At 42.4% G+C, this 23,478-nt stretch carries 22 protein-coding genes and 3 pseudogenes; 11 read left to right on the top strand and 14 right to left on the bottom strand.

Annotation, left to right across the window (positions count from 1 at the left end):
• The first annotated feature begins 124 nt into the window (after nt 1-124).
• The 3 genes from NSQ29_RS27835 to NSQ29_RS27825 are packed head-to-tail and all read left to right on the top strand — an operon-like array spanning nt 125 to nt 2,743.
• On the top strand, nt 125-667 hold the full coding sequence (locus tag NSQ29_RS27835; protein ID WP_231573368.1) for a sigma-70 family RNA polymerase sigma factor: 543 nt from the start codon (nt 125-127) through the stop codon (nt 665-667).
• A complete protein-coding gene (locus NSQ29_RS27830; protein ID WP_341126538.1) occupies nt 660-1,817 on the top strand; it encodes a DUF4179 domain-containing protein in 1,158 nt (385 codons plus the stop codon). The genes NSQ29_RS27835 and NSQ29_RS27830 overlap by 8 nt, the downstream gene beginning before the upstream one ends.
• A 20-nt stretch (nt 1,818-1,837) precedes the next feature.
• Nucleotides 1,838-2,743 carry a DUF5643 domain-containing protein gene (locus tag NSQ29_RS27825; protein WP_341126537.1) on the top strand — a complete coding sequence of 302 codons (906 nt, stop codon included), beginning with the start codon at nt 1,838-1,840 and terminating at the stop codon, nt 2,741-2,743.
• 103 nt (nt 2,744-2,846) lie between these two features.
• Here NSQ29_RS27825 and NSQ29_RS27820 read toward each other — a convergent pair whose 3' ends face one another.
• Nucleotides 2,847-3,233 carry a MerR family transcriptional regulator gene (locus NSQ29_RS27820; RefSeq protein WP_339799516.1) on the bottom strand — a complete coding sequence of 129 codons (387 nt, stop codon included), beginning with the start codon at nt 3,231-3,233 and terminating at the stop codon, nt 2,847-2,849.
• 137 nt (nt 3,234-3,370) lie between these two features.
• Here NSQ29_RS27820 and NSQ29_RS27815 point away from each other — a divergent pair, with 137 nt between their 5' ends.
• Entirely contained in the window at nt 3,371-4,129 is a 759-nt protein-coding gene (locus NSQ29_RS27815) for an SDR family NAD(P)-dependent oxidoreductase (RefSeq protein ID WP_341126536.1), read from the top strand.
• Nucleotides 4,130-4,184: 55 nt separating this feature from the next.
• Here the strand turns inward: NSQ29_RS27815 and NSQ29_RS27810 are convergent, their stop codons facing one another.
• The gene (locus tag NSQ29_RS27810; protein ID WP_340973512.1) at nt 4,185-5,387 is read right to left on the bottom strand and encodes a macrolide family glycosyltransferase; all 1,203 of its coding nucleotides are present in this window, start codon (nt 5,385-5,387) and stop codon (nt 4,185-4,187) included.
• 202 nt (nt 5,388-5,589) lie between these two features.
• On the opposite strand from NSQ29_RS27810, the pseudogene NSQ29_RS31640 reads away from it, so the two are divergent.
• The 4 genes and pseudogenes from NSQ29_RS31640 to NSQ29_RS27800 form a co-directional block, all read left to right on the top strand.
• A pseudogene (locus tag NSQ29_RS31640) lies at nt 5,590-5,889 on the top strand (response regulator); the annotation flags it as partial.
• Nucleotides 5,866-5,965: pseudogene (locus NSQ29_RS31635) on the top strand (DNA-binding response regulator); the annotation flags it as partial. The pseudogenes NSQ29_RS31640 and NSQ29_RS31635, both read left to right, overlap by 24 nt.
• A 29-nt stretch (nt 5,966-5,994) precedes the next feature.
• The gene (locus NSQ29_RS31630; RefSeq protein ID WP_410477466.1) at nt 5,995-6,297 is read left to right on the top strand and encodes a winged helix-turn-helix domain-containing protein; all 303 of its coding nucleotides are present in this window, start codon (nt 5,995-5,997) and stop codon (nt 6,295-6,297) included.
• On the top strand, nt 6,294-7,718 hold the full coding sequence (locus NSQ29_RS27800; protein WP_341126535.1) for a HAMP domain-containing sensor histidine kinase: 1,425 nt from the start codon (nt 6,294-6,296) through the stop codon (nt 7,716-7,718). Before NSQ29_RS31630 ends, NSQ29_RS27800 begins: the two co-directional genes overlap by 4 nt.
• Before the next feature lie 12 nt (nt 7,719-7,730).
• Here the strand turns inward: NSQ29_RS27800 and NSQ29_RS27795 are convergent, their stop codons facing one another.
• From NSQ29_RS27795 to NSQ29_RS27745, 11 genes and pseudogenes are all read right to left on the bottom strand, one after another.
• Complete coding sequence (locus tag NSQ29_RS27795) at nt 7,731-8,270, bottom strand: hypothetical protein (RefSeq protein ID WP_341126534.1); 540 nt, start codon at nt 8,268-8,270, stop codon at nt 7,731-7,733.
• A 194-nt stretch (nt 8,271-8,464) separates the two neighbouring features.
• Nucleotides 8,465-9,829, bottom strand: a complete 1,365-nt coding sequence (locus NSQ29_RS27790; protein ID WP_339244100.1) for an MATE family efflux transporter — start codon at nt 9,827-9,829, stop codon at nt 8,465-8,467.
• Nucleotides 9,830-9,903: 74 nt separating this feature from the next.
• Complete coding sequence (locus NSQ29_RS27785) at nt 9,904-10,563, bottom strand: dihydrofolate reductase family protein (RefSeq protein ID WP_341126533.1); 660 nt, start codon at nt 10,561-10,563, stop codon at nt 9,904-9,906.
• Nucleotides 10,564-10,583: 20 nt separating this feature from the next.
• Nucleotides 10,584-11,720, bottom strand: coding sequence for a sugar ABC transporter substrate-binding protein (locus NSQ29_RS27780; protein WP_341126532.1), 1,137 nt, complete (start codon nt 11,718-11,720; stop codon nt 10,584-10,586).
• A gap of 15 nt (nt 11,721-11,735) precedes the next feature.
• Nucleotides 11,736-13,676 carry an alpha-amylase gene (locus NSQ29_RS27775; protein ID WP_341126531.1) on the bottom strand — a complete coding sequence of 647 codons (1,941 nt, stop codon included), beginning with the start codon at nt 13,674-13,676 and terminating at the stop codon, nt 11,736-11,738.
• Nucleotides 13,677-13,712: 36 nt separating this feature from the next.
• Nucleotides 13,713-14,753 (bottom strand): zinc-dependent alcohol dehydrogenase, encoded by a 1,041-nt coding sequence (locus NSQ29_RS27770; protein WP_341126530.1) that lies wholly within the window; start codon nt 14,751-14,753, stop codon nt 13,713-13,715.
• Between the two features lie 272 nt (nt 14,754-15,025).
• Nucleotides 15,026-15,463, bottom strand: a complete 438-nt coding sequence (locus tag NSQ29_RS27765) for a helix-turn-helix transcriptional regulator (RefSeq protein WP_340973519.1) — start codon at nt 15,461-15,463, stop codon at nt 15,026-15,028.
• 20 nt (nt 15,464-15,483) lie between these two features.
• Complete coding sequence (locus NSQ29_RS27760) at nt 15,484-15,771, bottom strand: hypothetical protein (RefSeq protein ID WP_341126529.1); 288 nt, start codon at nt 15,769-15,771, stop codon at nt 15,484-15,486.
• Nucleotides 15,768-15,953: a helix-turn-helix transcriptional regulator gene (locus NSQ29_RS27755; protein WP_341126528.1), complete on the bottom strand. Its 186-nt coding sequence runs from the start codon at nt 15,951-15,953 to the stop codon at nt 15,768-15,770. The genes NSQ29_RS27760 and NSQ29_RS27755 overlap by 4 nt, the downstream gene beginning before the upstream one ends.
• Nucleotides 15,954-16,258: 305 nt before the next feature.
• Entirely contained in the window at nt 16,259-17,767 is a 1,509-nt protein-coding gene (locus NSQ29_RS27750) for a thiol-activated cytolysin family protein (protein ID WP_340973523.1), read from the bottom strand.
• A 195-nt stretch (nt 17,768-17,962) separates the two neighbouring features.
• Nucleotides 17,963-18,125 (bottom strand): annotated as a pseudogene (locus NSQ29_RS27745) (transposase); the annotation flags it as partial.
• 299 nt (nt 18,126-18,424) lie between these two features.
• Between NSQ29_RS27745 and NSQ29_RS27740 the strand changes: the two are divergent.
• The gene (locus NSQ29_RS27740; RefSeq protein ID WP_234534765.1) at nt 18,425-19,165 is read left to right on the top strand and encodes a GntR family transcriptional regulator; all 741 of its coding nucleotides are present in this window, start codon (nt 18,425-18,427) and stop codon (nt 19,163-19,165) included.
• A gap of 413 nt (nt 19,166-19,578) precedes the next feature.
• On the top strand, nt 19,579-20,967 hold the full coding sequence (locus NSQ29_RS27735; protein WP_340973525.1) for an MFS transporter: 1,389 nt from the start codon (nt 19,579-19,581) through the stop codon (nt 20,965-20,967).
• Between the two features lie 291 nt (nt 20,968-21,258).
• Here NSQ29_RS27735 and NSQ29_RS27730 read toward each other — a convergent pair whose 3' ends face one another.
• Nucleotides 21,259-21,819 (bottom strand): TetR/AcrR family transcriptional regulator, encoded by a 561-nt coding sequence (locus NSQ29_RS27730; protein WP_340973526.1) that lies wholly within the window; start codon nt 21,817-21,819, stop codon nt 21,259-21,261.
• Between the two features lie 166 nt (nt 21,820-21,985).
• Between NSQ29_RS27730 and NSQ29_RS27725 the strand changes: the two genes are divergently transcribed.
• Nucleotides 21,986-23,449 carry a DHA2 family efflux MFS transporter permease subunit gene (locus NSQ29_RS27725; protein WP_341126527.1) on the top strand — a complete coding sequence of 488 codons (1,464 nt, stop codon included), beginning with the start codon at nt 21,986-21,988 and terminating at the stop codon, nt 23,447-23,449.
• Nucleotides 23,450-23,478: the final 29 nt, after the last annotated feature.

The following is a 23,478-nucleotide window of genomic DNA, read 5'->3' as shown; positions in this document are numbered from 1 at the left end:
TTCGTTTTCCATTATTCTGGAATAGATGATATTAAATAGATTTCAGATTTTTTTATCCAAATATAACTTTTTGTATGCCTTCTCCATCTAATCATACAGAGGGCCCTCAAGGAGGAAAAATCATTTGCTGGAAAACGAACTGGATATCAAAAAAGCGCAGAAAGGCGACCACGAGGCGTTTACCCGTCTTTTCAGGCAACTGGAATCCCAGTTGTACAGATTAGCCAAAACCATTCTGCTAAAAGATGAAGATTGCGCGGATGCTCTTCAGGAGACGACACTGAAGGTGTATAAAGGGTTGGCCAACCTTAAACAGCCTAAGTTTTTTAAAACCTGGGTTATACGCATCCTGATTAATGAATGCAATCAGTTACTTCGTATGCGAGAGCGAACTATAGCTGTGGCGGAAATTCCCGAAGAACCGGTCGATTCCTATGTGCATTTTGAAGATTCAGGCAACGTAGACCTGCAAAGCTTCATTAATCAGTTGGACGAATCCCTGCGGCTTGCTATCGTGCTTTTTTATTATGACGATTTATCCATTAAGCAGATTGCAGATGTGCTCGACATCTCCGAAGGAGCGGTCAGGGCACGACTTCATCGCGCACGGAGATTGTTGTCCAAACAGATACATCCTGTGCGGGAGGAGGGTCTTGCTAATGAATAATAACAATTTAGAAAAGCAGATCAGGGAGCTAGGAAAGGCTAATATACAGGAGCTTCCACCTTTACTGCGGTCGCGGCAGGATTCGATTTATGCATCACTCGCCACAATTGTCCAGGATCCTGTGGAAAAGGAAAAGAAAAAACGGATATATCCAAAAATCGCAGCTGCTGTATCTGCAGCGATAGTGCTAAGTGTTATGCTAACGGCCGTCTATCCGCCAACGTTGGCCAATGCGCTCAAGCAGCTTCCATGGATAGGCGGAATTTTTGAACGGGCAGATGATATAGGATTGCAAGCTGCTCAGCGTCTGGGTCTGATTACCCGACCGAATAGCAGTGATACGCATGATGGAATCACCTTGTCTGCCGAAGAGGCTGTATTTGATGGCAACCGATTGGCATTCTCAGTGAAGCGCAAGGGAGAAGGGCTGGACGGGAAGCTCACCGGCGTGACGATTGGAGCGGATGGGAAGCCTTTTCTAGGCAAAGGTTCAATAATGTCCGCAGAAGTTTTGATCGATGGGATTTCAATGGAGGAATTCTCAGATGGTCATTGGGAAGCTGTTCCTTTTCTAACCTGGATGGAAGGCAAGGAGCAGAGTACAGCTATTTTTCAACTGGTGGATTCTTCGAATTTGGGGATCACCAAGCCTTTCCCTGATCAATTTGAACTGACTGTAACCCTTCTTTTAAACGGTATAGATACACCATACATTCTGGAGATTCCTGCACGTAAGGTTACAGAAAATAGTATTGTCGTACCTGATATGCGCGCACAAGCAGAGGGATGGAGTCTGACGCTGCAAAAGCTGGAATATAGCCCATTAACCACGCGCCTGTTACTCAACATTGAACAAGAGACTGACGGGGATTACGCAGATTTTAATACATTGGGCTTTGAAGTGACGGATGAACAGGGACTGGTATTGGAAAATATATCGCAAAAAGCACTCCTTTCATTCAATAGATCACAGGATCTGAATCTGCTTGTAGAGCCGTTCGAGAAACATCCCAATATGCTCACAATCCGTGGCTATCTTTATGAGTTCGAGGATCCAAAAAGTAAGAGTGGCGCATTCAAAACAGATAGTTCCGGAAATCCTGTGAAGCATTATATCGATGGCCTGGAAATAAACGTGCTAGTTAAATAAACACTAAGGAGAATGATATCATGAAGAAAATGACAACGAAATTGTCTGTAATTTTAAGTGCTGCTGTATGCCTTGGAGCGTTGGGAATGCCGGCTTTAACCCAAGCAGCCAGTGTTCAAACCGCCGCTGAAGCTTCCCTGAATACAACAAAAGCCGCCGATTCACACGATCAGCTTACTTTAAAGGGCAGTGCACAGTTTGACGGTAATTATATTAAGATCGATCTGAGCCGTGAGGGATCCCTGTTCTCAGGAATGCTCGCAGGGGTAACCTTGAACGATAAAGGTGAGCCTTACCTTGCAGAAGGAACCATTATGGCAGTAGACGCCAATCTCACTAATTCAGGTGGAATTGATTTTAAATCACCACGCTGGATCAGTGATGGTGACGCCAACAAGGCGGTTGTTGTATTGCAGACCGGATGGCTAACTGAGCAGCAAAAGGCAAGCCTGGCTTCCTCTGAATTGAGCATCCATGTGAAGCTTAACGGAATCGAAGATCCGTATGTACTAAAGTTTTCTCTTAAGCAAGCAGGAGTAGCGCGTAACATTCAGCTACCAGCTTTAAAGAAAGACAACCAATTTGAAATCAAAACTAATCGTGTTGCTGTGGGAGAGACTTCTGTGCGCATTGCTTTAGCAGTTAAAGGGGTTGCTACCCAAGCACAGGCTTTAGGATATGATATTTATGATAATCTGGGAAACGAATTAGAATATATTGCACGGGAATCTGTTGCAACAACCCAGAATACTGTTTCTGAAGATTTATTGTTCGAGGCGCTTCGCCCGGCCGCAGAATATCTCATTATCAAACCTTATCAAGCCGTGTTTGAAAAAGGCACTGCCGGGGCTTATAAAGTAGATGCCAAAGGTAATGTAGTTAAAAATTACAACAAGCAACTAGAGATCAAAATTCCTCTGAAATAATAAACGCTGCAACAGATCCATATGTATGAGGAAAAGGGGATTACCTGTTGGCCGTGAGGCCTGAGGTAATCCCCTTTTTCATGGATGAAGCGTAATTGTATTACTAGTCATCCATAGACAAATCCAGTGTATTCCCTTTACTAATGAAGACCTTGTAATTAGCTATTTTGTCGTTCAGCATCTTCTCTGTCTCTGTTAAATGTCTGATTTGATCCTGAACTGAGCTTCTATGATCTTCCAGAAGATTCAAGCGGGCTTGGCTTGTATGTTCTCCTTCTAAATATAACTGGGCATATTGCCTGATTTGTGAAATGGGCATTTGGGTTTGTTTCAACCTCAGTACAAATCGCAGCCAAGCAAGATGAGTATCATCATATACCCTCTCTCCATTGGCACTGCGTATCGGAGCAACGATCCCTTCTTTTTCATAATATCTCAGTGTATATGTGGTTATCTCCAATAACTTGGATACCTCGCTAATCGTGTACATGCAAATCCTCTAATCTATTTTATTTTGAAAGTCACCCTGATTATAAAAAACATTTGCCTTAGAGTAAACTCTAACCTATATAATCAAATCGCAGTAAGATCGAATTACATTCTCGTAGAAAAATAGGAGGAAATCACATGAAGTACACTGTAATTACCGGCGCTAGTTCAGGGATAGGTTATGAAACTGCCCTAGCTTTTGCTTCTCGTGGAAAAAACTTAATCCTTGTGGCCCGCAGAAAGGAACAGCTAGAGGAATTACAGTCTAAAATCGCTCGTATTCATCCTAATGTAGAGGTTGTCATTCAAACGATTGACTTATCCGTTATCGAGAATGCTTATACATTGTATGAAAGCCTGCAAGGATATTCCATCGAAACCTGGATCAACAATGCCGGATTTGGGAACTTTGCTTCAGTGGCCGAGCAAGATTTAAATAAAATAACTACAATGCTACATCTGAACATAGAAGCGTTGACTATACTCTCCTCTTTATTCGTTCGAGACTACTCCACTATTGAAGGCACGCAATTAATTAACGTTTCATCTGGTGGCGGTTATACGATTGTGGGCAATGCTATAACGTACTGTGCGAGCAAGTTTTATGTAAGTGCATTTACTGAAGGACTATCTCATGAGTTGAAGAGTCAAGGTGCACCTATGCAGGCTAAAGTGTTGGCACCTGCCGCAACAGAAACAGAATTCGCGAAACGTGCTTTCGATATCACGAATTTCGAATATCACGGCGCTGTGCGGAAATTCCATACCGCGAAGGAAATGGCTGGATTCATGCTTGATCTGTATGACAGCAATCATGTGGTGGGACTTGTGAATGGTTTGACGTACGAGTTTGAGTTGAGAGATGCTATTTTTAATTATGTGGAGAGTACGCGATAGGCTTGTCTCGAAAGTTAAACAAATATGGCCATCCTTCAACGGATGGCCATGCACACTAACCAAGATATTGACACTTCCATTTGAAAATCTCATCAACAGCTTGATGAGATCCACCGGATGTTCGAAAGGAATCTTTAGTCGTTGCAACAGCTTTTTGGAATGACGGAAGGGTGAGCACACGCTCTACAGCTTCACGCAGTTCAGTTGCAGTTAATCCTTGCATTTGTAATTTAATGCCCGCTCCAATATTGACGACTTGCTCCGCAATGATCGGCTGATCCGCACTTAGTGGGATTACAATTAGCGGAACCCCATAGTAGAGACCCTCATGCGCACTATTCATTCCACCATGTGTAATGAATATTTTTGTGTACTGTAATATATCCGTCTGTGGAACATAGTTTTTAACTATGAAGTTGGGAGGAATTTCTCCCAAATCATAGATTTGCACTTTGTTCCCAATGGACATAACAATCGTATAATCCGTATTCCCGAATGCCTCAAAACAAAGCTTATAGAAATCACTTGCTTGGTTGAAGACCGTACCCATTGAAATGTAAATTAGGTCCTTTCCCTTAATTGCAGAAAAATCAAAATGATCTGGCGTTAATCGTGAAGAGATGGAAGGACCAACGAATTTATACGATGGGTCGAAGGCTTCTCCATAAGGTTGAAACTCCCTTGTCGTATACACGATTGTAAGTGGTGCAGGATTACAGAACACTTCGTAAGGAGAGTGAATCTGCACACCATATTGTTCCTTTATTTTTATGGTCAGACTTTGAAATCTATCGTCTACAGCTTTTACTATTTCTGCAGGGGCTTCTGTGTAGAATCGTTCCATGACTTGATCAAATGATTCCTTTGTCTGTGCAAAAGAAGTACAAGAGTTGATTGCAGGAAGATTAAGAATTTGAGCCAGTAAACGTCCACAACCAAACATCGAATCATGGATGATGTAATCGAAATGCTCCCCCTTAATCTGTTCAAGAACGCTTGGTATAACGATATCCGCCGTAAGTAAAAGCCCATTGACTCTTTCAAGCAGATAATCTCTCCCACCTGAAATAAAGGCTTTTATAAATTGTTGAGCGTCCAATGTCCGTACTATAGCACCTGTCTCCTCCATACGCTCCCGAAAAGCTTCTATAGTGAAGTACACTACCTCCTCTCCACGAGAAATAAGCTCCTGTACAACGCCAATCGTTGGATTGATATGTCCCTCTGATCCAGCATTAATAAATAAGACACGTGCCATGCCTACCACTCCTCAGTTATGACCTAAGTTACGATGTATGTAGCTCCCTCTTTTGTCCTTTTCAATGTACCCATTATACGTTTATCTAAGAACCGACTTCTACTTATCAAAATCCCCAGTCGATATTTCAATCCTAATTTTACCTAATTTTACCTAATTTTACCTAATTTTGCTATAATAATGAAAACATAGTTAACAAAAAATGGAGAGTGATGAAAACATGGACCGGATTCTGATCGTCGATGATGAACCCGACATTCGTGAGCTTATTCGCTTACATCTGGAACGCGCCGGATGGGACATCGCCGAAGCGGAGTCTGGGCGGCAGGCGATCTTACAGCTACAAGCGCAGCCTTTCTCACTGATCGTTCTGGACATCATGATGGACGACGGTAACGGTTTCGAAGTTCTACGCTACTTGCGGGAACATCGTCCGGAAACGCTGGTCATTGCGCTTAGTGCGAGAAGAGAAGTGGAAGACAGAATCGACGCACTTGGACTGGGAGCCGACGATTACATGACCAAGCCCTTCAGTCCAATGGAGCTGCTAGCACGGATACAGGCCCATTTCCGCAGGCGCCATCCTGAGACCTCCAACCGGCCCCATGTGATTCAATTGAATAAACTTATTCTGGATATCGACAATTATGTACTACATAATGATGGACAACAACATGGACTGACTCCGGTCGAATGCCATCTACTGCAAGTGTTCATGCTCAATCCTGATCGCGTACTAACAAAAGGAGAAATCTACAAACAAGTCTGGCAGCATGAAAACTATGACGCCAACAACCTCAGCGTCTTCATCAGCCGCATCCGAAAAATACTTGAAAGCGCACCCGGGTCCCAATCTAATCTTCATACCATTCGCGGCATCGGCTATCGCCTCTCAGGTGACGGACGATGAAGAGACGAACTAAGCTATGGCTGATGATGCTATCCAGTGCCGCAGGAAGCATCGTCTTGTTTATTACGATTACCCTAATGACCGGGAAGACTTGGACCCCGGGATATGATCTGAAGATGTTAAACGCCATCGCACAAGAAGCACTTACGGCTATAGAACGGCAAGACGCCTACTCGGGACCAGAGGTTCAACCCATTCTGGAAGAAGTACTACGCCCGCATTCCAAGATCCGCCTAGAGTGGCTGGCTGAGGACGGTTCGACGCTGTATGATTCCGCCGGCGAGAATAATTCCTACGACTTCCGCAAATTAGCCGACCGTGTTGACCATATGCCAAATAATCTTTGGGGTGAAAATACTCCGATCACTCTTACTTATTCCGTTGCCCATGATCATCGATCCTATTACATGTTATTGAGTTTATCCAGCGAAGACATGACATCTGGACAAATATATTTTTTTCTCCGAACGTATAAAGCTTTACTAACATTTATTTTACCTCTGTTACTGGCGTTGTTGCTTCCCTATCTCCTTTCCTTATGGTTCTTCTCTTCCACCGATCGTCGCATTACAAAACTGAACAACGCGCTGAACCAAGTCGGAATCCGAAGCGATGTCATCGTGCTGGAAGATACGTCGAGGGACGAGATCGCTCAGCTGACCCAACACTACAATTCAATGGCAATGCGTATCCAGAGCCAGTCTGCCCAAATTGAACAGTTAGAACATCGGCGAAGACTGCTCTTATCGGACCTGTCCCACGATTTGCGAACGCCGTTAACTATGATTTTGGGTTATGCCGAGATGATCCGTACCGGTGCGTACAAGAATGAGAACGAGCTTCAGTCCGGGGCCAAAATCATCCTGCAGCGTTCTCGCTACATGGATAAGCTGCTTGATCAGTTACTCGACATTACCCGTCAAGAAGAGCATTTACTTCGGCTTCAGCTTGCTCCGCATAACCTGTCGGAATTAATGCGAAAGATCGCAGCCGATTACCTCTTATTCCTGGACGATAAGAACATCGTGTTGGAGGCAGACATCCAAGATACGGATATCGAGGTTATGATCGACGCACCGCTGATCGAACGTGCTTTGCGCAACTTGCTGGACAATGCCGTTCGTTACGGTGAAGAAGGACACTATCTGGGAATTGGATTGACGGAGGAACAAGAGGAAGTGGTTCTCACGGTCAAAAACCGGGGTAAAGGGATCGCACGAGAGGATCGCGAGCGTATCTTCGAGCGTTTCTACCGCGCCGACGGTGGAAGAAAAGGCGAGGGACTTGGCATCGGGCTCTCGATCGTCAAGGAAATCGCGGAATTGCACCATGGCAACGTGCGTTTGCTGGACGAAGCTGTGACGGAAACCATTTTTCAGATTAGAATTCCTAAGAAGTCTCCTAGTGAACATGAAAGTTAATGTCGATCAAAGCTACGTTTTTCTGCGTGCTTCTACGAATAAATAGAAGGAGGCGACGAGAGCGCCCAATGTTCCGCAAATCATATCCATCATCGTGTCGGTCAAACTACCATTTTGCGAATGAAGCTCAAAGAGATGATCCACCGTAAACTCATAAATCTCCCACATTCCAGCCATTGCAACAGCAAACAGGAACGCGAACCAAATGATGATGTTGGAAGGCAGACCGCCCAGCCCTTTACGCTTAACCATCTTGATCAAGATGAATCGTCCTACGAACAATAAAATAATTCCAGACAGCAGATGTTCAATCTTATCTAAATAAGGGATGACACCATACAAATTGAATAAATTGGCGAGCATCATCGTGATTGTGATAAAGACCAGCACCGAAAACTGAAGTGCGGGAGGCAGTTCGCTGTTGGTCCTTGTGATTAAGCCCTTAAAGAGTAACAGGACTAGAATGATAAGGGCTGCTTGAAATGTTTTATCATCATTTCCATTCAGGCCAAAATAAACAATTGATACTCCGCAAATGAGGTGAAGAATCATTTCAAAAAAATAATTGAATCTATGGTTTCTAGAAGTCTCTTGCATAGCAGTTCCTTTCTGGCTAGACTCGTTTAATTAATTATCACCCGTTCAAAGTCACCCCATACGACAATCATATCATTAGTTACAAAAAGACTCCCGTGACTTTCCCTTAGTCGGGAATACACGGGAGCCTTGAGCGATCCAATCAGCCCTTACATCGCTTTTTCAGCCAAATCGTTCACTAAATTTCTCATCCACTTCCGGGAGTAAATCCGGGCGTAACCGAAGCCAAAACGGACAACCTCCTCAAGTGATATGACGAGATATACAAGGTAGACAGGCTGCTTCCAGACGTATGATAGCAATAGCCCGGAGGGGACACCTATCAGCCATGTCGCGGTCGATTCCATGCTGAACACGAACTTGCTGTCTCCCCCACTGTTTAGAATGCCGCCTGCTATAATCATATTGGAAACTTTGGCCCAAAGAAATCCAGCGAATACGATAACGATATATATGCTCATCTGTTTAGCATCCTCGGAGATATTGAATGCGGAGACATACAGCTTCGAGCCTGCCGCAATGATAACCCCGACAATTAGAGAGATGATAATGCCAAGACGAATGAACTTTTTCGCATGATCGAGTGCGATATCCGTTTCGTTCGCGCCCAAACGGTTGCCAACCAAAACCCCAGCTGCACTAGCCAGACCGGACAATAAGCCGATGCAAAGCCCTTGCAATGGGAAGGTAATGGTCATCGCCGTCATCTCCATCGTCCCCATGCGGCTATAGATGATCGCATATGCCGTTTCACCCAATACCCAGATCAATTCAGTCAGCAGCAGCGGATACGTCGTTCCAAAAAACTTGCGGATGAGCGGTCTAGGAATGATGAACAAGTTCTTTAACCCAACAGCGCCTGGTAAACGATATCGGTACACGGCACCAATGATCAACAAACATTCTATTACCCTGGAAATAAGGGTAGCAATAGCCGCACCCTTCAGACCAAGCGCTGGAGCGCCGAAGTTCCCGTAAATAAGTACGTAATTCAGTATAATATTCAACACAACAGCAATTAAGCTTACATACATCGGCCATTTGGCATGGCCCGTACTACGCAAAATCGCGGAATACATCATCGTGAGCATGACAGGTACAAAGCCGATCGACATGATCTGCAGAAAAATATATCCATTATCTATTACATTCGCATCTGTCGTGAACATGCTCAGGAAAAGCGGCGAATCGATGAAGACAGCCGCAGAAAATAAGAACGAGAACGCGAAGCCGACGATTAGTCCAAGGCCCAGCACCTGGGAGACGCTTTTGGAATCTTTGTTCCCCCAAAACTGGGCTGCATAAATAGACACACCCGTCGATAGACCAGCCAAGACAACCGCGATGATCCCATATATTTTGGTGGACATTCCCACCGAGGCAATCGCCACATCTCCAAGCTGCCCGACCATCAACTGATCCGTCAAATTGAGCAATGCCATTAGTAAGCTTTGAAGCGTAACAGGTACAGCGATTTTATACACACTTTTGTAGAAGTTCTCTTTCTCTGACATGGATCATTCACAACCCCCATATTCTCGATTTTACCGCGTCCATAGCCATTCGCAGTCTATGACTTCGTGTGAGGTTATATCACTTTTTTGTAGCGCATGAGCGTATAATTATCTTTTGGCTGAATTTCTACAACCTTGAACTTTTTCGCAAAGCACAATTGCTGATACCCGTCTCCATCCACTAAAGTAATGTTCGTGGAACCGCCTATGATGATCGGAAGCTGCATCAGAATAATTTCATCGACGATGTCCTGATCGAAGATATGCCAGTTCAAAAAGCCGCCGCCCTCGACCATCAAGCTGGTAATCCCGAATTTGTCTTCCAACTGACGTTCAAGCTCCACGAAATCGACTTTATCCTCACCGCAGATGAGGCACTCCTTCCCTCTTTCCCGGATCTGCTTGATTTTATATTCATCCCGTCCTTTCTCGGTTGTGACAATAATCGTCCTCCCCTCATCCGAGAGCACATTGCTATCCAGCGGAATATCCAAGGTGGTCGTCGGAATGATCCGGATTGGATTTTTGTTCTCCTCATACCGATTAGTAAGAAAGGGATTGTCCGTCAGAATTGTATTTTTGCCGACCATAATGCCCTGCACATTCCCCCGGAATAGATGAATGAATTCCATATCCTCACTGGAAAACAAAGAAAAAAGCTCCTTACTCGAATTACCAGCTCCCATAGTGAGCTTACCGTCAATCGAAATTTGGCTGAATATCGTTGTTTTCATTTGTCTTCTCCCCGTCTCTTTTAGCTTTTATATACGCCCCAGAATGCTTGGATGGTCTGTTCAATTTTTTTCAATGCTTGTTCAGAATTGCTTAAGGGCAGCTCGGTTAGACCCGCATTTAGCGCCTCCCATACATGAATCATGAAGGGGTAAGTCGGCATCGGCCGTGCGTGCTCCAACAGCGATATAATCATCTTTTTGTTAAGCGTAGCAGAGGCAGCTAGACGGTTCAGCACCTCTTCCTGAGCTGGAATCCGCTGTACACCCAGCGTCCACATGGTTTGGCACTCATCACTCAGCATAAAATGCGTGAACGACAAGATATCTTCCCGCTCCTCCGATGTTAACGAATGATTCGGGTAAATTAGGCCGATAGAAGAAGACATGGATAGCGATTGCTGGCCTTCTATGACCGGAAGCTGGCAGACCGCAAGCCTGTTGTTCATCTGCTTGTCCAGATGGTTATAAATCCACTCTCCACAAATAATGGCGCCAATCTTACCATCAATAAACTGCTCTAGCAGTCCTGTGGAACCGTCGAGACTAACGAGCACGCCTTGATCCATCTTGTCATGGATGAACTCAAGTGCTCGCTTCATTTCAGAGGTTACGATATTCGGCTTTCCATCCTGAACAGGCCAACCACCGAAAGCTGTAAGAAACGGAATAAACCAATAACCCTGCTGTAAATCTGCCCCAATCGGTATGATGCCTTGAGCGGACAACCTCTCTGCTGCCTCTTCGAACACTTCCCATGTCGTCGGCGCACTGGCGTAAATCTCCGGATTGTAATACACAACCAGATGATTGCCCCGTAATACCGGGATACCATACTGAACACCATCCAGTTGCATCGTTGAAAGTGCCCCTTCAGTGAGTGCATCATCGAATAGCCAGCCCGGTACTTCAGAGTAAAGTCCATTCTCAACATAGGAGGACATATCCGCAGGAACCATCGCCAGATGCGGACCTTGATGAGTGTCCTTAATTTGGTTCAGTCGCGCAGTCAACTCCGTAATGTTCATTACTTGTGGCGTAATTTGTACGCCGAAGCGCTCTGTATACAGCTTGCAAATTCCCTCTAACACCTCAATCGAGGTATCTCCCGGACCGTCAAACTCATGCCATAACATGATTTCTTTGCTCTTCTTTTCCATCGCTGCCTCTCCCCCTTAACTAACTTGTCTATGATTGTTTACGAGCACTAAAGCCTGATTTGGTGCAAGCAGTAAGCTGTCTAACGTCTGACCTACGATGCTGCCCGTTAAGGAACTATCCAGCGTCACGGTCATTGGGTAACGCCCAGGTATCGCAGCCTTCAAATCAACTTGGCAGGAGGTATCAGCGCTCAAGTTAAAGCAGCACAGCAGTGTCAGCTCCCCATGCATATACCCGTACAGAACTGTACCTTCCGGGGATTGAGCCACGAAAAAGTTTTCTGGCTTCACTAGCTGGGGCCAATCTTTCTTAAATTCACTTAGCTCTGTCAGCAGCGGCAGCATCGGTGCAGGATTAGTCCAATTGATTTGCATGACGTTAAAAAAAGCGCGGGAAATCTCCTCTCCGTTCGTGTTGTCTCCAAGACCACAGTTGAGGGGCTGCTCCTCATTCATTTCATAGCCAGTCGTCACGTATGGAATTGCATTCGGAAGAAATTGATTAAATACAGCAATCATCCGAGCCACCTCAACACCGCCACGGCTCGTGATCCGAGGCGTATCTGCTGTTTCTGCACAGGCGAACACATGAATGTTTAACTCAGGCAGCTCCTCTAAGAATGAAACGAGATTGTCCTTATTGATTTGCGTCATGACATTCCATCCGCTGCCAAGCATAATGTTGTAGCCGGTGCTCGCCGCCTTCTTGTGATTACGATTGAACAAATCTTCGCTGATCAAGATTGCATTCGGATTCAACTCTTTAATCGTGTCAAAAATACGAGTCAACAGCGGAATAGGAAGTACATGTCCGATATCGATGCGGAAGCCATCAATCCCATACTTTTCGAGATTAAACCGTACGGCCTCCTCCAGCACATCCCACAGCTCCAGATTCGGCTCCTCACCCGGGTAGTCATTGCATTTAATCGTATCAAAAAGAACATATGGTGCCTGATCCGAACTTATAAGATGTCTCACTTGCGGAGAAAAGTCCTTGTAGAGGCGCAAGAACGTAATGTCTGTCCAAATCGGCTGTACATCGTTAATCCAATCCGAATGTGCGGGAGCAGTCGTTATCCCCATCTCTTGCTCCACCAAAGTTAATAGCTCATCTCCAGTTTTAGCAGCCTTCTCTTTTAACTGCTGCCAAAGGATTGGATGAAGTTCATTGGGCGGCGGCGAGAACTTCCGCAGAAATGCTGCGGTTTCCTGGCTGTGGTAGACCGTCTCCAATTTGTCAGGCGTACACTCCTCAAAGAATCCAAGCTCAGGAATCGATGGCGGTGCAAAGCCTTCTAATTCCTGCATTTTGATCCAATACACCCATTCGGGATGTTCGGTAATGAACAAACTGTTTTTCGCCGTTACACGGGGAATGAAATCAACAACAGTCTTAATATCAAGCAAATGACAAGCTTCTACCAAAGCGCTGAGCTCATCGTGGATCGTAAACTCCTCCATACCATCCAGCAAGCTGTCGTGTAGGTTCTGATCCAAGTGGAATAACGATTGCACAGCGTAAGGTGACCCGATATCTCCTTTCAGATTCAACTTGCTGTACTGGTTCACTGGAAGCATATACAGAATATTGATGCCCATTTTCTTTAACAGCGGCAGAAGAATAAAGAATCTTAAAAAAGTACCGGATTCAATTGTTCCATCATGGTTGTAATCCCAAGCCGTCGAATAACGAATTAATGAAGAATAGATCGCGCTGTCGTCTAAATTCGTGCGTTCCTTGAGCGAATATCTCCACGAAAGCTTGTCTACATACTTCAAATGCTCTGTCAAAAAATCATACGGATGTACACAAATTTCACCGTCTTTTTCGAAAAGAACACGCTCATATTTGCACTCATTCCACACAGCAGGAATCCAAATTGGCGCGACGTCTTTATCTTTGTGTGTAGACAAGTAATCCTGAACAAGTCTAAATTTGCTTTCTTTGCTCATTAATAGATCCACCTCTCATTGATTGCAGTTCTACGTTTAGGGAACAAAAACCGTCTTTACGGTGTCACTCCCAACCACCTTCAAAGAGTTCAATTCATAGCCGATCAACTCGTTTATTGCTGCCTCGTGCTGATTGAGCTTAACTTTTCTAGTCACCAGTTTCTCCAGTTCAGGTGTCTCAGCGGCAAACCGCAAAGCTTCCTCGAACATGTAGCGGTATTCGCCTGCTGCGATAATTTTGATTGCATGCTGTACGAATCTGGTAGGGGAAAAGGTGTACCGATACTTCGCATTAATTCCAAAAGGAACGATGCGCCCTCCACGCTCAATCCATTCCTCCGCTACTTCGAGCTGAGTGCCCACCGTATCGATAATCACATCAAACTTATGTCCCGCGCAGATTTCATCTACGGTAGCTTGATTTAATTGGGATGGTGTTAGAGCAAAATCCGAGATTTCTCTGGCAAATGCCAACCGATAGGGATTAATTTCCGTCGCTACCGTGAGCGCAGCTTTTGATTTACTCACCATTTGACTTAACAGTCCCATTGGACCCGATCCAAGAATGAGCACCTTATCGTCAGCCGTGACATTAGCTTCTTTGAAATTGTGCAGCACACAGGCAAGCGGCTCGATTAATACCCCCGTCTCCCAGCTCATATGATCAGGCAAAAGGTGTGCAAACGTTTGTACAGTTGAGAAAAAAAAAGTGAATGTCCCATTTCGATTCAAACCAGCAATAGGCATCCCATTTCCATCGGAGCCTATACATAAGTGCGGCTGTTCTTTCAAGCAAAAATAACATTCATTGCAGCTTTGATTCGGATCGATAACTACTCGGTCCCCCACCTTAACACGGTCAACATTACTGCCAATTTCAATTACGATCCCCACAGCCTCATGACCACGAATGATTCCTGGAACTCCTTCCTCTTTACCGGTTATGACCGCTAGATCTGTTCCACAAATGCCTGTCATCTCAATCCGAATCTTAACTTCATCCGGGGTTACAATCTGTGGCTCTTCCCATTCGCAGAGCTCTAGCTTATCATTGGATGTCCACACCAGCGCTTCCATACGCATTCTTCCTTTCACTTTTCCTATTATCCATTTTCCACCAGAATATATCATACCTCCCATGTAAAAGTAAGGTGAATATTGTCGTAAAATGTTAAAGATTACATTTTTAATATACTCATCGCATAAGTAAGCGCTTTAAATAATATAAAAACCTCCCCCTCGAACGCTTCGCTCAGGGTTAAGCCATCTTTACTTGAAGATATAATAAAACGGCCTTAATCCAATTAAATTAGGACCAGGACCGTTAATCGTGTTAATTTCTTTATATTTCAATAATATGCTCTTAATGAATCATTAAGCCGTCTCTTCATTTCATTGCGCACATACTCAGGTTCAATGCATTGGCACTTATCGCCGAAGCTCATTAGGATTCCATAACCATAATCATCTTCAATAAAATCAAGATAGGCATAGAATTTGCCGTTGCCTAGGGGAGTAATGTTCTCTTCCCCGCAATAATCCAACATCCTGTCGAGGATAGAATGGTCTAGCTGCAATTTTATTCTTTGCATTTTCCTGGACATGGTATCTGTAAACTCTGAAAATGCTAGAGGAATCTCACGCATAACAAAACAATCTTCCATTCTCTCCAGTTCCGATATGCGGGATAGCTTGAATACTCGAAATTGCTGCCGCTTTAAACAATACCCCTGCACATACCAATGATTTTCTTTCAATAACAGACGATGAGGTTCAAGGGTCCGCATAAACTTATCCCCTTTAGCGCTTAGGTACATAAAAGACAGTATGTGCAATGCTCCAAGGCTGTTCGAATCACTTCAACTTTGGTTTGTAGATCATTGCTACCTAGCCAAGCGGATAAGTCAAAAGAGATTTGGTTGGTTTTCAGTGTAATTTCATGCTGTTTATCCTCCGGGATAAAGCTTTTTACTTTGGCCAGGGTAGCAGTGGTTTCCTCACCGGATAATGTATTGGATATAAAGCCAAGCCCCATCAGTAGAGCGGTTATGTCCTTGACGGTAAAAAAACCTTTTTCTATCTTATACTCATTCATGATCCCAATGCCCCTCCTACACCGGAGCTGGTCACAATCGGAATACCTGCTTGATTAATGGTTTCAATATCACGATAAATGGTTCTAAGTGAAACTTCGAACAGTTCGGCCAGCTCTCTCCCGCTCATCTTTTCTCTTTGCAAGAGTAGCATAATGATAGCGATCATTCGTTCTAGCTTCATACTCATCCCCCTGAAATTTATGTTCTATGACTGACATAAAAGCTGTCAGCGATACATTGCTATACTAAGTTTATCAAATGTTAAGGAGGAACTATAAATGGATTACAAGAACGAATTTTACCACACATTAAGCAAGACCCACTACAAATATGCCCATGTAGCGCAGATTTATCTATAAACATCGTGGAGGAAACACGCCATGAACTGATATCACGCTTCAGCACACCCCTCGGCTGCTCCACACAAAATAGGGGCTGTCCCTCGGCCACTTTCATGGCTTTTGAGACAACCCCTATCATTAATCATTATTGACTAATCGAACCTGTTGGATATAACGTCGTACCACCAATCGAAACTTTGATATTGCTGGACAATGGAACGTTCGTTTCATCAATCACGGTTCTCCACCAATCCCACGCAAGACCTGTACACTCTTTGGCGGAAATTTTGATATTCTTGGCATTAGGAGGAAGTGGAATCTCTGTCGAGAAATGCGCCGTTTTATCTCGGCCATTTCCTTCCCATGTTTTATGTGTAATGATTTCTAGTCCATTTGCATCAAATGTAAATTCATCCCAAGATACGTCAAACTGAGCTACATATGCACCACTGTGATCAAGCGTTATTTTACCCTTAGTATATTCTGTCGTTTTAGTCTCTATATATTCCGTATTGTTGTGAACAGCCGCAAGGGAATTGTCTTTCAAGAAGACACTAGTATATGAAATGGGGTATGCTGGATTTTTACTGCTAAATTGTGCATTGTCCTTAATTACATTTTGGATGACACTAAAGTCTTTCGTGACGATTTGGTTATGTGTTTGTGCATCGCCGCCTAATACAACAGCTGTAAATGAACTTTCATCATAAATATTTTTGTACTGCCCACTACCACTAGCTTGTATGTTAGGATTATTGAGCAATGCTTTAAATGCAGTCTGTACATCACTGCTCTTCGAAGTTGTCTCCAATTTGACGTAAATAGTTCTGCCATAAGCTACGTTAGATACCATCAGTGGCGGAGCCTCATTACTTACCCCTTTACGGACTAATTCAGCAAACGTCACACTGCTATCAAAAAGGTCCGATGGATTGTTAGGAAGAGTCGCGCTTACGGTATAAAAGATTTGCTTATAAGCAGCTACCATCACTTTTTTCTCGCCGCTTGCTACTGCGTTAAAGTCGATTCCGAGCGTGTTGTTAAGGTATTGTGCATTCACATTAAGTGCACTGGCAATTTGATTTTTGCTGTACACCATCGATTCTGCATACTGTAATCTTGCAGGCAGGGTATGTGTGTCTGAATATTTGTCAACCCAAGTCGACACGAGCTGATCAACGGCACCAGAAACACTGCTGAAATTTGGATTTTGAACCGCAATTGTATTTTCACTCTTCAACCCAGGTAGATCAATACTAATATCTAATGGTTTTCTCGCGGCCATAACCAGACTAGGCTGATTATTCGCAAAATCCTCATTTGCAAGTTGTATGACACCTGGATACGTGCGATTCGTGATCGAATCAATAATGGAAATATCTACGGGTGAGGTTGCGAGTGATTTTTTATCCCGTTCAACCACGATAAATTTTCCATTTGACTGGGTACCTTCTTTGGGAACAAAACTACTAATTCGATCACCATTTATGGCCAAAACTTCATTACGATTATAATTTAGGCCTGCGATTCCAGCATCAATATCATTAGGTACGTTTGCTTCAGCGAATGAAATACTGGAAAAGGTAAATAAGCTTAAACTTAATAATAAACTTCCTAACCATTTCGCCCCTTTAAAACGTTTTTGAGTTTTCATACATTTCTCCTCCTTCTTGTAAAACGATAGGACTTTCCCTACTGTATATATCGGTTTTTTGTCGGAATATCACTAGTCCTGAATTAAATTTCACTCATGTCGCAGCCTTCACACAACCAACGATACAAAAGTATCTCAGCCGTTTTACGGCTTTTGGGACAGCCTCTTTTATCTATGCTCATAATGATGGACGCTGTACGGAGCAACGGTTTTCTGCTTGAATTCACAGTTACAATCTCTGGGAATATTAAGCAACAGGTTACCATATTCCGTATGTAGCTTACGTGTGTAGCCACCGCTATGAGTTTCCACAATTCATGCCAATACGGTCGTATTTTTCATCATCTAAAAACGCAGTTTACCCCAGAATCATTCTACATTTCTTCATTAAAAACGTAATTCTCTACTTTGTGAAATTTTTAACAAACTCACTTTAACACAAGTTCCTACAAAATTTTTACCAGTACTTCAAAGGAAAATAGACATTATCCTATTAATTTATCAATATGATGATTGAATGACACCTAATCTATTCGACGTAATTGTCTAGTATCTACATTTCCGTAGAAAAGTAAGTTACAATAGATTCAAGAAAAGAAGAACGAGAAGAAATGGAATTTATAACTCATGAATAAAAAACCATAGGGGTATAAGACAATGATCAATAAACTTCATGAACTCAATAAACAAAAAAAACCACTATCCGTCATTGTGTATGACCAATTGTATAAATTAATCATGGAAGGAATATTTCCTCCCGACAGCCAGCTTCCAACAGAACCCGAATTGGCCAAAAAACTAGGTGTAAGCAGAATGACATTGAGACATGCTTTGGCACTTTTGAAGGAAGATGGCTTGGTTAAAAATATCCAGGGCAAGGGAAATTTCATTACCAAATTTCATCAGAATGAAAGTATGGATGGCTTGGAGAAGTTGGGGAATCCTCTATATAAATGCTATACGGGAAACATAGATGATATCGAACTTATTTTCCGAATTGACCTAATAACGGACTATGCCATACAAGTATTAAATCGAGAAATGACTGCAGTTGTTGCGTTGGAACGCTGGTATAAAAGTAACGATAAGATCGTAGCTTTTGCTTTTACGATGATGCCAATCGAAGCCGTTTCTCAATTAAATCTTGACTTACAAAACGAAAAGCAAGTACTGGACATGTTGGAGGAGAAGGTATATGAACTAGCTAATTCCTCCACCATTGAAATTAAACGTTCTGATTCTGTCAATACTCCGTCATTAAAATACCAACTTTCCTACGGAGAGGAATGTGATTTAATTTTAGAAAGTGTATATATCAGCGATAAGTACCCTGTTGTTTATAACAAATACTATATACCCATACAATTTAGTCAAATTAGGATTAAAACATCTAAATAACCGAATGAAGGGCATGCGCTGCCCATTATCTTTTAAAGCAAGCCACAATGGAACGAAAACGTCAAATGGCAAGCCTCCAATAAACCGGAGGCTTGCCATTTTTTTAATTTTAGAAGCATTAGAATGAAGACGAGACTGACTCATTCGTAAGAAAACCAACTTTCAGGAAAACCCCTTTCTGTAATAAAAAGACAAATTTTAAAAGGTTGTCAGTGAGATAAAGGTGTGGTAATATTCTCATTGTTAAATAACATACAAGTTGTTAGACAACTATACAATGTTGTATGATCAGAAAAGTTATCATGAATGACTATGAAATCGCAATCAAAGGGTAATTATTTTGGGGTTATTCATGGAAGCGCTACCTTATTCAACATCATTAGAAGCAAACAACAAAGGAGAAGAATATACCTATGTCTACTACAACTGCAGATGTGTGCATGAAGAAACCCCAGGAATATAATTTTAAGAAAGCAGTACCTATTACCTTGCTATTATTTCTACTATGCTTGATTATTGATAATTCGTTTAAGATTGTTTCTGTTGATATGGCAAAAGATTTTAACATTTCAGCGACAACAGTCAGCTGGCAAGCAACCCTAGCTGGCCTTGTGATTGGGATTGGGGCGGTTGTTTACGCAGCTTTGGCGGATTCCATTAGTTTCAGAAAACTTTTTACCGCTGGTATCATTTTAATATGTGTCGGTTCAGTCATGGGATATGTTTTCCAACATTCGTTTTTACTCGTTGTTATCTCACGATTGATCCAAACGGCAGGTTTAGCATCAGCTGAAACATTATATGTTATATTTGTAACCAAACATTTACCTGCAAATGAACAAAAGAAATTTTTAGGATTAAGTACAAGCAGTTTTGCTCTTTCACAGCTTATTGGTGCATTAACTGGAGGCTATATTTCTACGTATTTCCATTGGACAATGCTGTTTTTAGTTTCTTTAGTAACACTTCTCACCCTTCCATTTATTTTAAAATATCTTCCTAAGGAAGAAGCGAAAAACAGTCATGTTGATGTATTAGGATTATTTCTAGTGGGAACCATTTCAGCATCCCTACTACTGTATATTACCGATTTCAATTGGATGTACCTTCTCTTGTTTGTTGTTGCAATTACATTATTCCTTACTTATATTAGTAAGAACTCCAAAGCGTTTATTGGAATATCATTCTTTAAAAATAAACAGTTTATCTCATTGCTTGGCGTTGCTTTTGTGATTTACTCTGTGCAGTTAGCATATATTTTCTTATTTCCATTCTTGCTTGAAAAGATTTATGGTCTGAAGCTAGATACCATTTCACTATTATTGATTCCAGGCTATATAGGAGCCACTCTAGTCGGGGCTCTTTCTGGAAAATTCGCGAAGTTCTTAGGAAGCAAGCAATGCATTACAATCGCGATGTCTTGTATAGTGGTAAGCTTATTATTAGGCGCATTCTTTATACAAACTTCGGTTGTTGTATTTGTGATCTCCATGGTGTTATTCTCTAGCTCATTTGCATTCATGTATGCACCGATACTTGATTCTTGTATTCGTACGATTGAAAAAGAAAAAACAGGTACAGCCGTCGGATTTTTCAATTTAACACTGAATGTCGCGATGTCAATCGGAATTGCCTATACAGCAGCTATGATGGACCATTCCGCCATGCGAAGAAGCTTCTTAGGAATTACGAGCAATTCGGATGCTTCGATGTTTAGTAATATCCTATTCATTCTCGTATTCATTACCCTTTTCAGTTTATCTCTGTACTGGGTATTAGTAGGACGAAAAACGACGAAATAAATTACGTTGTTAGTTCATAATTGGAACCCTAAAACCAAAAGTTTAGGGTTCTTTTTTAAATTAAAATTCCTTTCCTTGTCCTCTTCTTTTGTAGCGCAGGTCCTCCTCTCAACTGGTCAACGACAAAATCATGGATTTAAAAGAACTCGCACATTCCCTGCACAGAAAAAAAAGTCTCCATCGAGATACCGTATCATTCTATATTCAAAACAAGGCGTTCCATTGTGGATGGCGCAGATAACCTGATGGATCTTCTTTAATTCTAATCCCGATTGAACTCTCACCTTGAACCTAACCGGTTACATACCTTCTTTTATACATCAAGGTAATTTGGCCTGCTATGTATTCCGCACTATATTGGCTGCCATCCTTAATCCACCACATAATAATCCCTAATAGTGATGCTGCAATAATATCAAGGGAGACAACCTCCTTAGTGGAATCTATGTTTCTCACGTTTCTTCGTTTTTCGATCGTATTTTTTAATAGGTTGGTTAATTGGTTTTTGAAGCCTTTGTGCTCTACCAATACAGCAAAGATTTGCCGGTATTCATAAAAATAACTTAAAAATGTGACCAACTGCTCCTGTTCGATACTGCTCTTCACTTGTAATAACGGTTCAACCTTCATGGACAGGTCATCAAAGATTTCATGTACGATCTGGCGCAATAAATCATTAATATCCTCATAATGCAAATAAAACGTTGCACGATTCAGCTCAGCACGGTTGGCGATTTTTTGGACAGTCAATTGAGAAATCTCCACATTCTCGGCCAATAATGAAAAAACAGCATTTTTCAGCATCTTTTTTGAGCGAATGGCTCGTGGATCAACTCTTTTATGTTCGGACATTTCATCCCTCTATTATCGTTTATATAGTATTTCATCAACTAATTTACCCATTCTGTCGATTAGTCGACATTTTCAATAAAATTGCAAATAGGAATACCGTTTAAATGCTGATATGATTTATTTTATCGACACTATGTCGAAAAAGCAATGAAGAGAGGCCTGCACCATGCAAGAAGATATTAAGAAAATAAATAAAGGAATCCTACTAACCATTCTAATTTTTGGTTGTTTCTTATCTACACTCAATCAGACGCTTTTAAATGTCGCCTTAAGTAGTCTGATGGATGTATTTGATGTCACGGCAACAACTGTACAATGGATTTCAACGGGTTTTATGCTGGTCAACGGGATATTGATTCCGATTACAGCCTATTTAATGAAACGTTTTACAACACGTCAATTATTTCTAAGTGCCATGTCATTTTTATTAATTGGATCAATCATTTGTGCAGCAGCGCCGAGCTTTAGTCTACTCTTAGTCGGACGGATGATCCAAGCTGCAGGTGCCGGTATTATAATGCCGCTCATGATGAGCGTTGTGCTCGCTATTTTCCCTGTTGAAAAACGCGGCAGTGCTATGGGACTGCTTGGACTGGCGATGATATTTGCTCCTGCTATTGGGCCAACGCTTGCGGGATTTATTGTTGAATATCACTCTTGGCGCTGGTTATTTATCGGCCTCATTCCACTCGTCATCATTGTTATAGCGTTGGCATTCAAGTATTTAGTGAATGTATCCGAGACGTCTAAGTCTAAGCTTGATGTGGTAAGTGTTCTTTTATCGACCGTCGGATTTGGCTTGATTTTATATGGCTTCAGTAGTGCAGGAAGTAAAGGCTGGGACGATCTAATAGTAATTCTGACCTTAGGGATCGGGATCGCTGTTACGGCCGTATTCTGCCTTCGACAAATCAAGTCTGATGATCCACTGTTAAACCTGTCTGTCTTCAAAAATAAAGTTTTTACGATGACTTCTCTTATTAACGTGTTAATTACCATGATGATGTACGCAGATATGATTTTATTGCCTATTTATCTGCAAAATGGGCGTGGTTCTACAGCATTTGATGCAGGACTACTCTTGTTGCCGGGGGCACTCGTAAATGCGTTCATGTCACCCGTCACCGGTAAATTATATGACCGTTTTGGTGCCAAGCCACTGTTCATCATTGGTTTACTCTTTATTATTCCATCTATGTGGGCGGTATCTGATCTATCTGAATCGACCACGTATATGTATCTAATGATTCGTACCATTGGCTTGCGAATTGGATTAAGCTTCATTACTATGCCACTCAATACGGCTGGACTAAATGCACTTCCCAAGCAACTCGGCACCCATGGTACAGCAGTGAACAATACCGTTCGCCAAATTGCCGGAGCCATCGGAACTGCTGTCGTAATTACGATTTATACTGTGCAGGCAACAAGTCATGCGGCCACAGTGATACAGAGCAACCCCTCTACTACTCCTGAGATCCTTAAATCCCTTGCATCCATTCTTGGGGCAAGTGACGCCTATTACTTTATGATGATTTTATCCGTCGCCGCGTTTGTTATAACATTATTTATGCCGATGAAGAGCAAGATCATGGTTGAAAAGAAAGCAAACCTAGTTAACAAGGAATAACCTTATAACGTGGAATGTAAAAAGGACAG

This window comes from Paenibacillus sp. FSL F4-0236, from assembly GCF_038000135.1.
Taxonomy (GTDB): Bacteria; Bacillota; Bacilli; order Paenibacillales; family Paenibacillaceae; genus Paenibacillus_AQ.
This window is presented reverse-complemented; position numbering and strand designations above follow the sequence as displayed.

Coding starts and splice junctions, on each gene's coding strand:
- NSQ29_RS27830 (WP_341126538.1), top strand. CDS start 660: ATGAATAATAACAATTTAGAAAAGCAGATCAGGGAGCTAGGAAAGGCT.
- NSQ29_RS27825 (WP_341126537.1), top strand. CDS start 1,838: ATGAAGAAAATGACAACGAAATTGTCTGTAATTTTAAGTGCTGCTGTA.
- NSQ29_RS27820 (WP_339799516.1), bottom strand. CDS start 3,233: ATGTACACGATTAGCGAGGTATCCAAGTTATTGGAGATAACCACATAT.
- NSQ29_RS27815 (WP_341126536.1), top strand. CDS start 3,371: ATGAAGTACACTGTAATTACCGGCGCTAGTTCAGGGATAGGTTATGAA.
- NSQ29_RS27810 (WP_340973512.1), bottom strand. CDS start 5,387: ATGGCACGTGTCTTATTTATTAATGCTGGATCAGAGGGACATATCAAT.
- NSQ29_RS27800 (WP_341126535.1), top strand. CDS start 6,294: ATGAAGAGACGAACTAAGCTATGGCTGATGATGCTATCCAGTGCCGCA.
- NSQ29_RS27795 (WP_341126534.1), bottom strand. CDS start 8,270: ATGATTCTTCACCTCATTTGCGGAGTATCAATTGTTTATTTTGGCCTG.
- NSQ29_RS27790 (WP_339244100.1), bottom strand. CDS start 9,829: ATGTCAGAGAAAGAGAACTTCTACAAAAGTGTGTATAAAATCGCTGTA.
- NSQ29_RS27785 (WP_341126533.1), bottom strand. CDS start 10,563: ATGAAAACAACGATATTCAGCCAAATTTCGATTGACGGTAAGCTCACT.
- NSQ29_RS27780 (WP_341126532.1), bottom strand. CDS start 11,720: ATGGAAAAGAAGAGCAAAGAAATCATGTTATGGCATGAGTTTGACGGT.
- NSQ29_RS27775 (WP_341126531.1), bottom strand. CDS start 13,676: ATGAGCAAAGAAAGCAAATTTAGACTTGTTCAGGATTACTTGTCTACA.
- NSQ29_RS27770 (WP_341126530.1), bottom strand. CDS start 14,753: ATGGAAGCGCTGGTGTGGACATCCAATGATAAGCTAGAGCTCTGCGAA.
- NSQ29_RS27765 (WP_340973519.1), bottom strand. CDS start 15,463: ATGCGGACCCTTGAACCTCATCGTCTGTTATTGAAAGAAAATCATTGG.
- NSQ29_RS27760 (WP_341126529.1), bottom strand. CDS start 15,771: ATGAATGAGTATAAGATAGAAAAAGGTTTTTTTACCGTCAAGGACATA.
- NSQ29_RS27755 (WP_341126528.1), bottom strand. CDS start 15,953: ATGAAGCTAGAACGAATGATCGCTATCATTATGCTACTCTTGCAAAGA.
- NSQ29_RS27750 (WP_340973523.1), bottom strand. CDS start 17,767: ATGAAAACTCAAAAACGTTTTAAAGGGGCGAAATGGTTAGGAAGTTTA.
- NSQ29_RS27740 (WP_234534765.1), top strand. CDS start 18,425: ATGATCAATAAACTTCATGAACTCAATAAACAAAAAAAACCACTATCC.
- NSQ29_RS27735 (WP_340973525.1), top strand. CDS start 19,579: ATGTCTACTACAACTGCAGATGTGTGCATGAAGAAACCCCAGGAATAT.
- NSQ29_RS27730 (WP_340973526.1), bottom strand. CDS start 21,819: ATGTCCGAACATAAAAGAGTTGATCCACGAGCCATTCGCTCAAAAAAG.
- NSQ29_RS27725 (WP_341126527.1), top strand. CDS start 21,986: ATGCAAGAAGATATTAAGAAAATAAATAAAGGAATCCTACTAACCATT.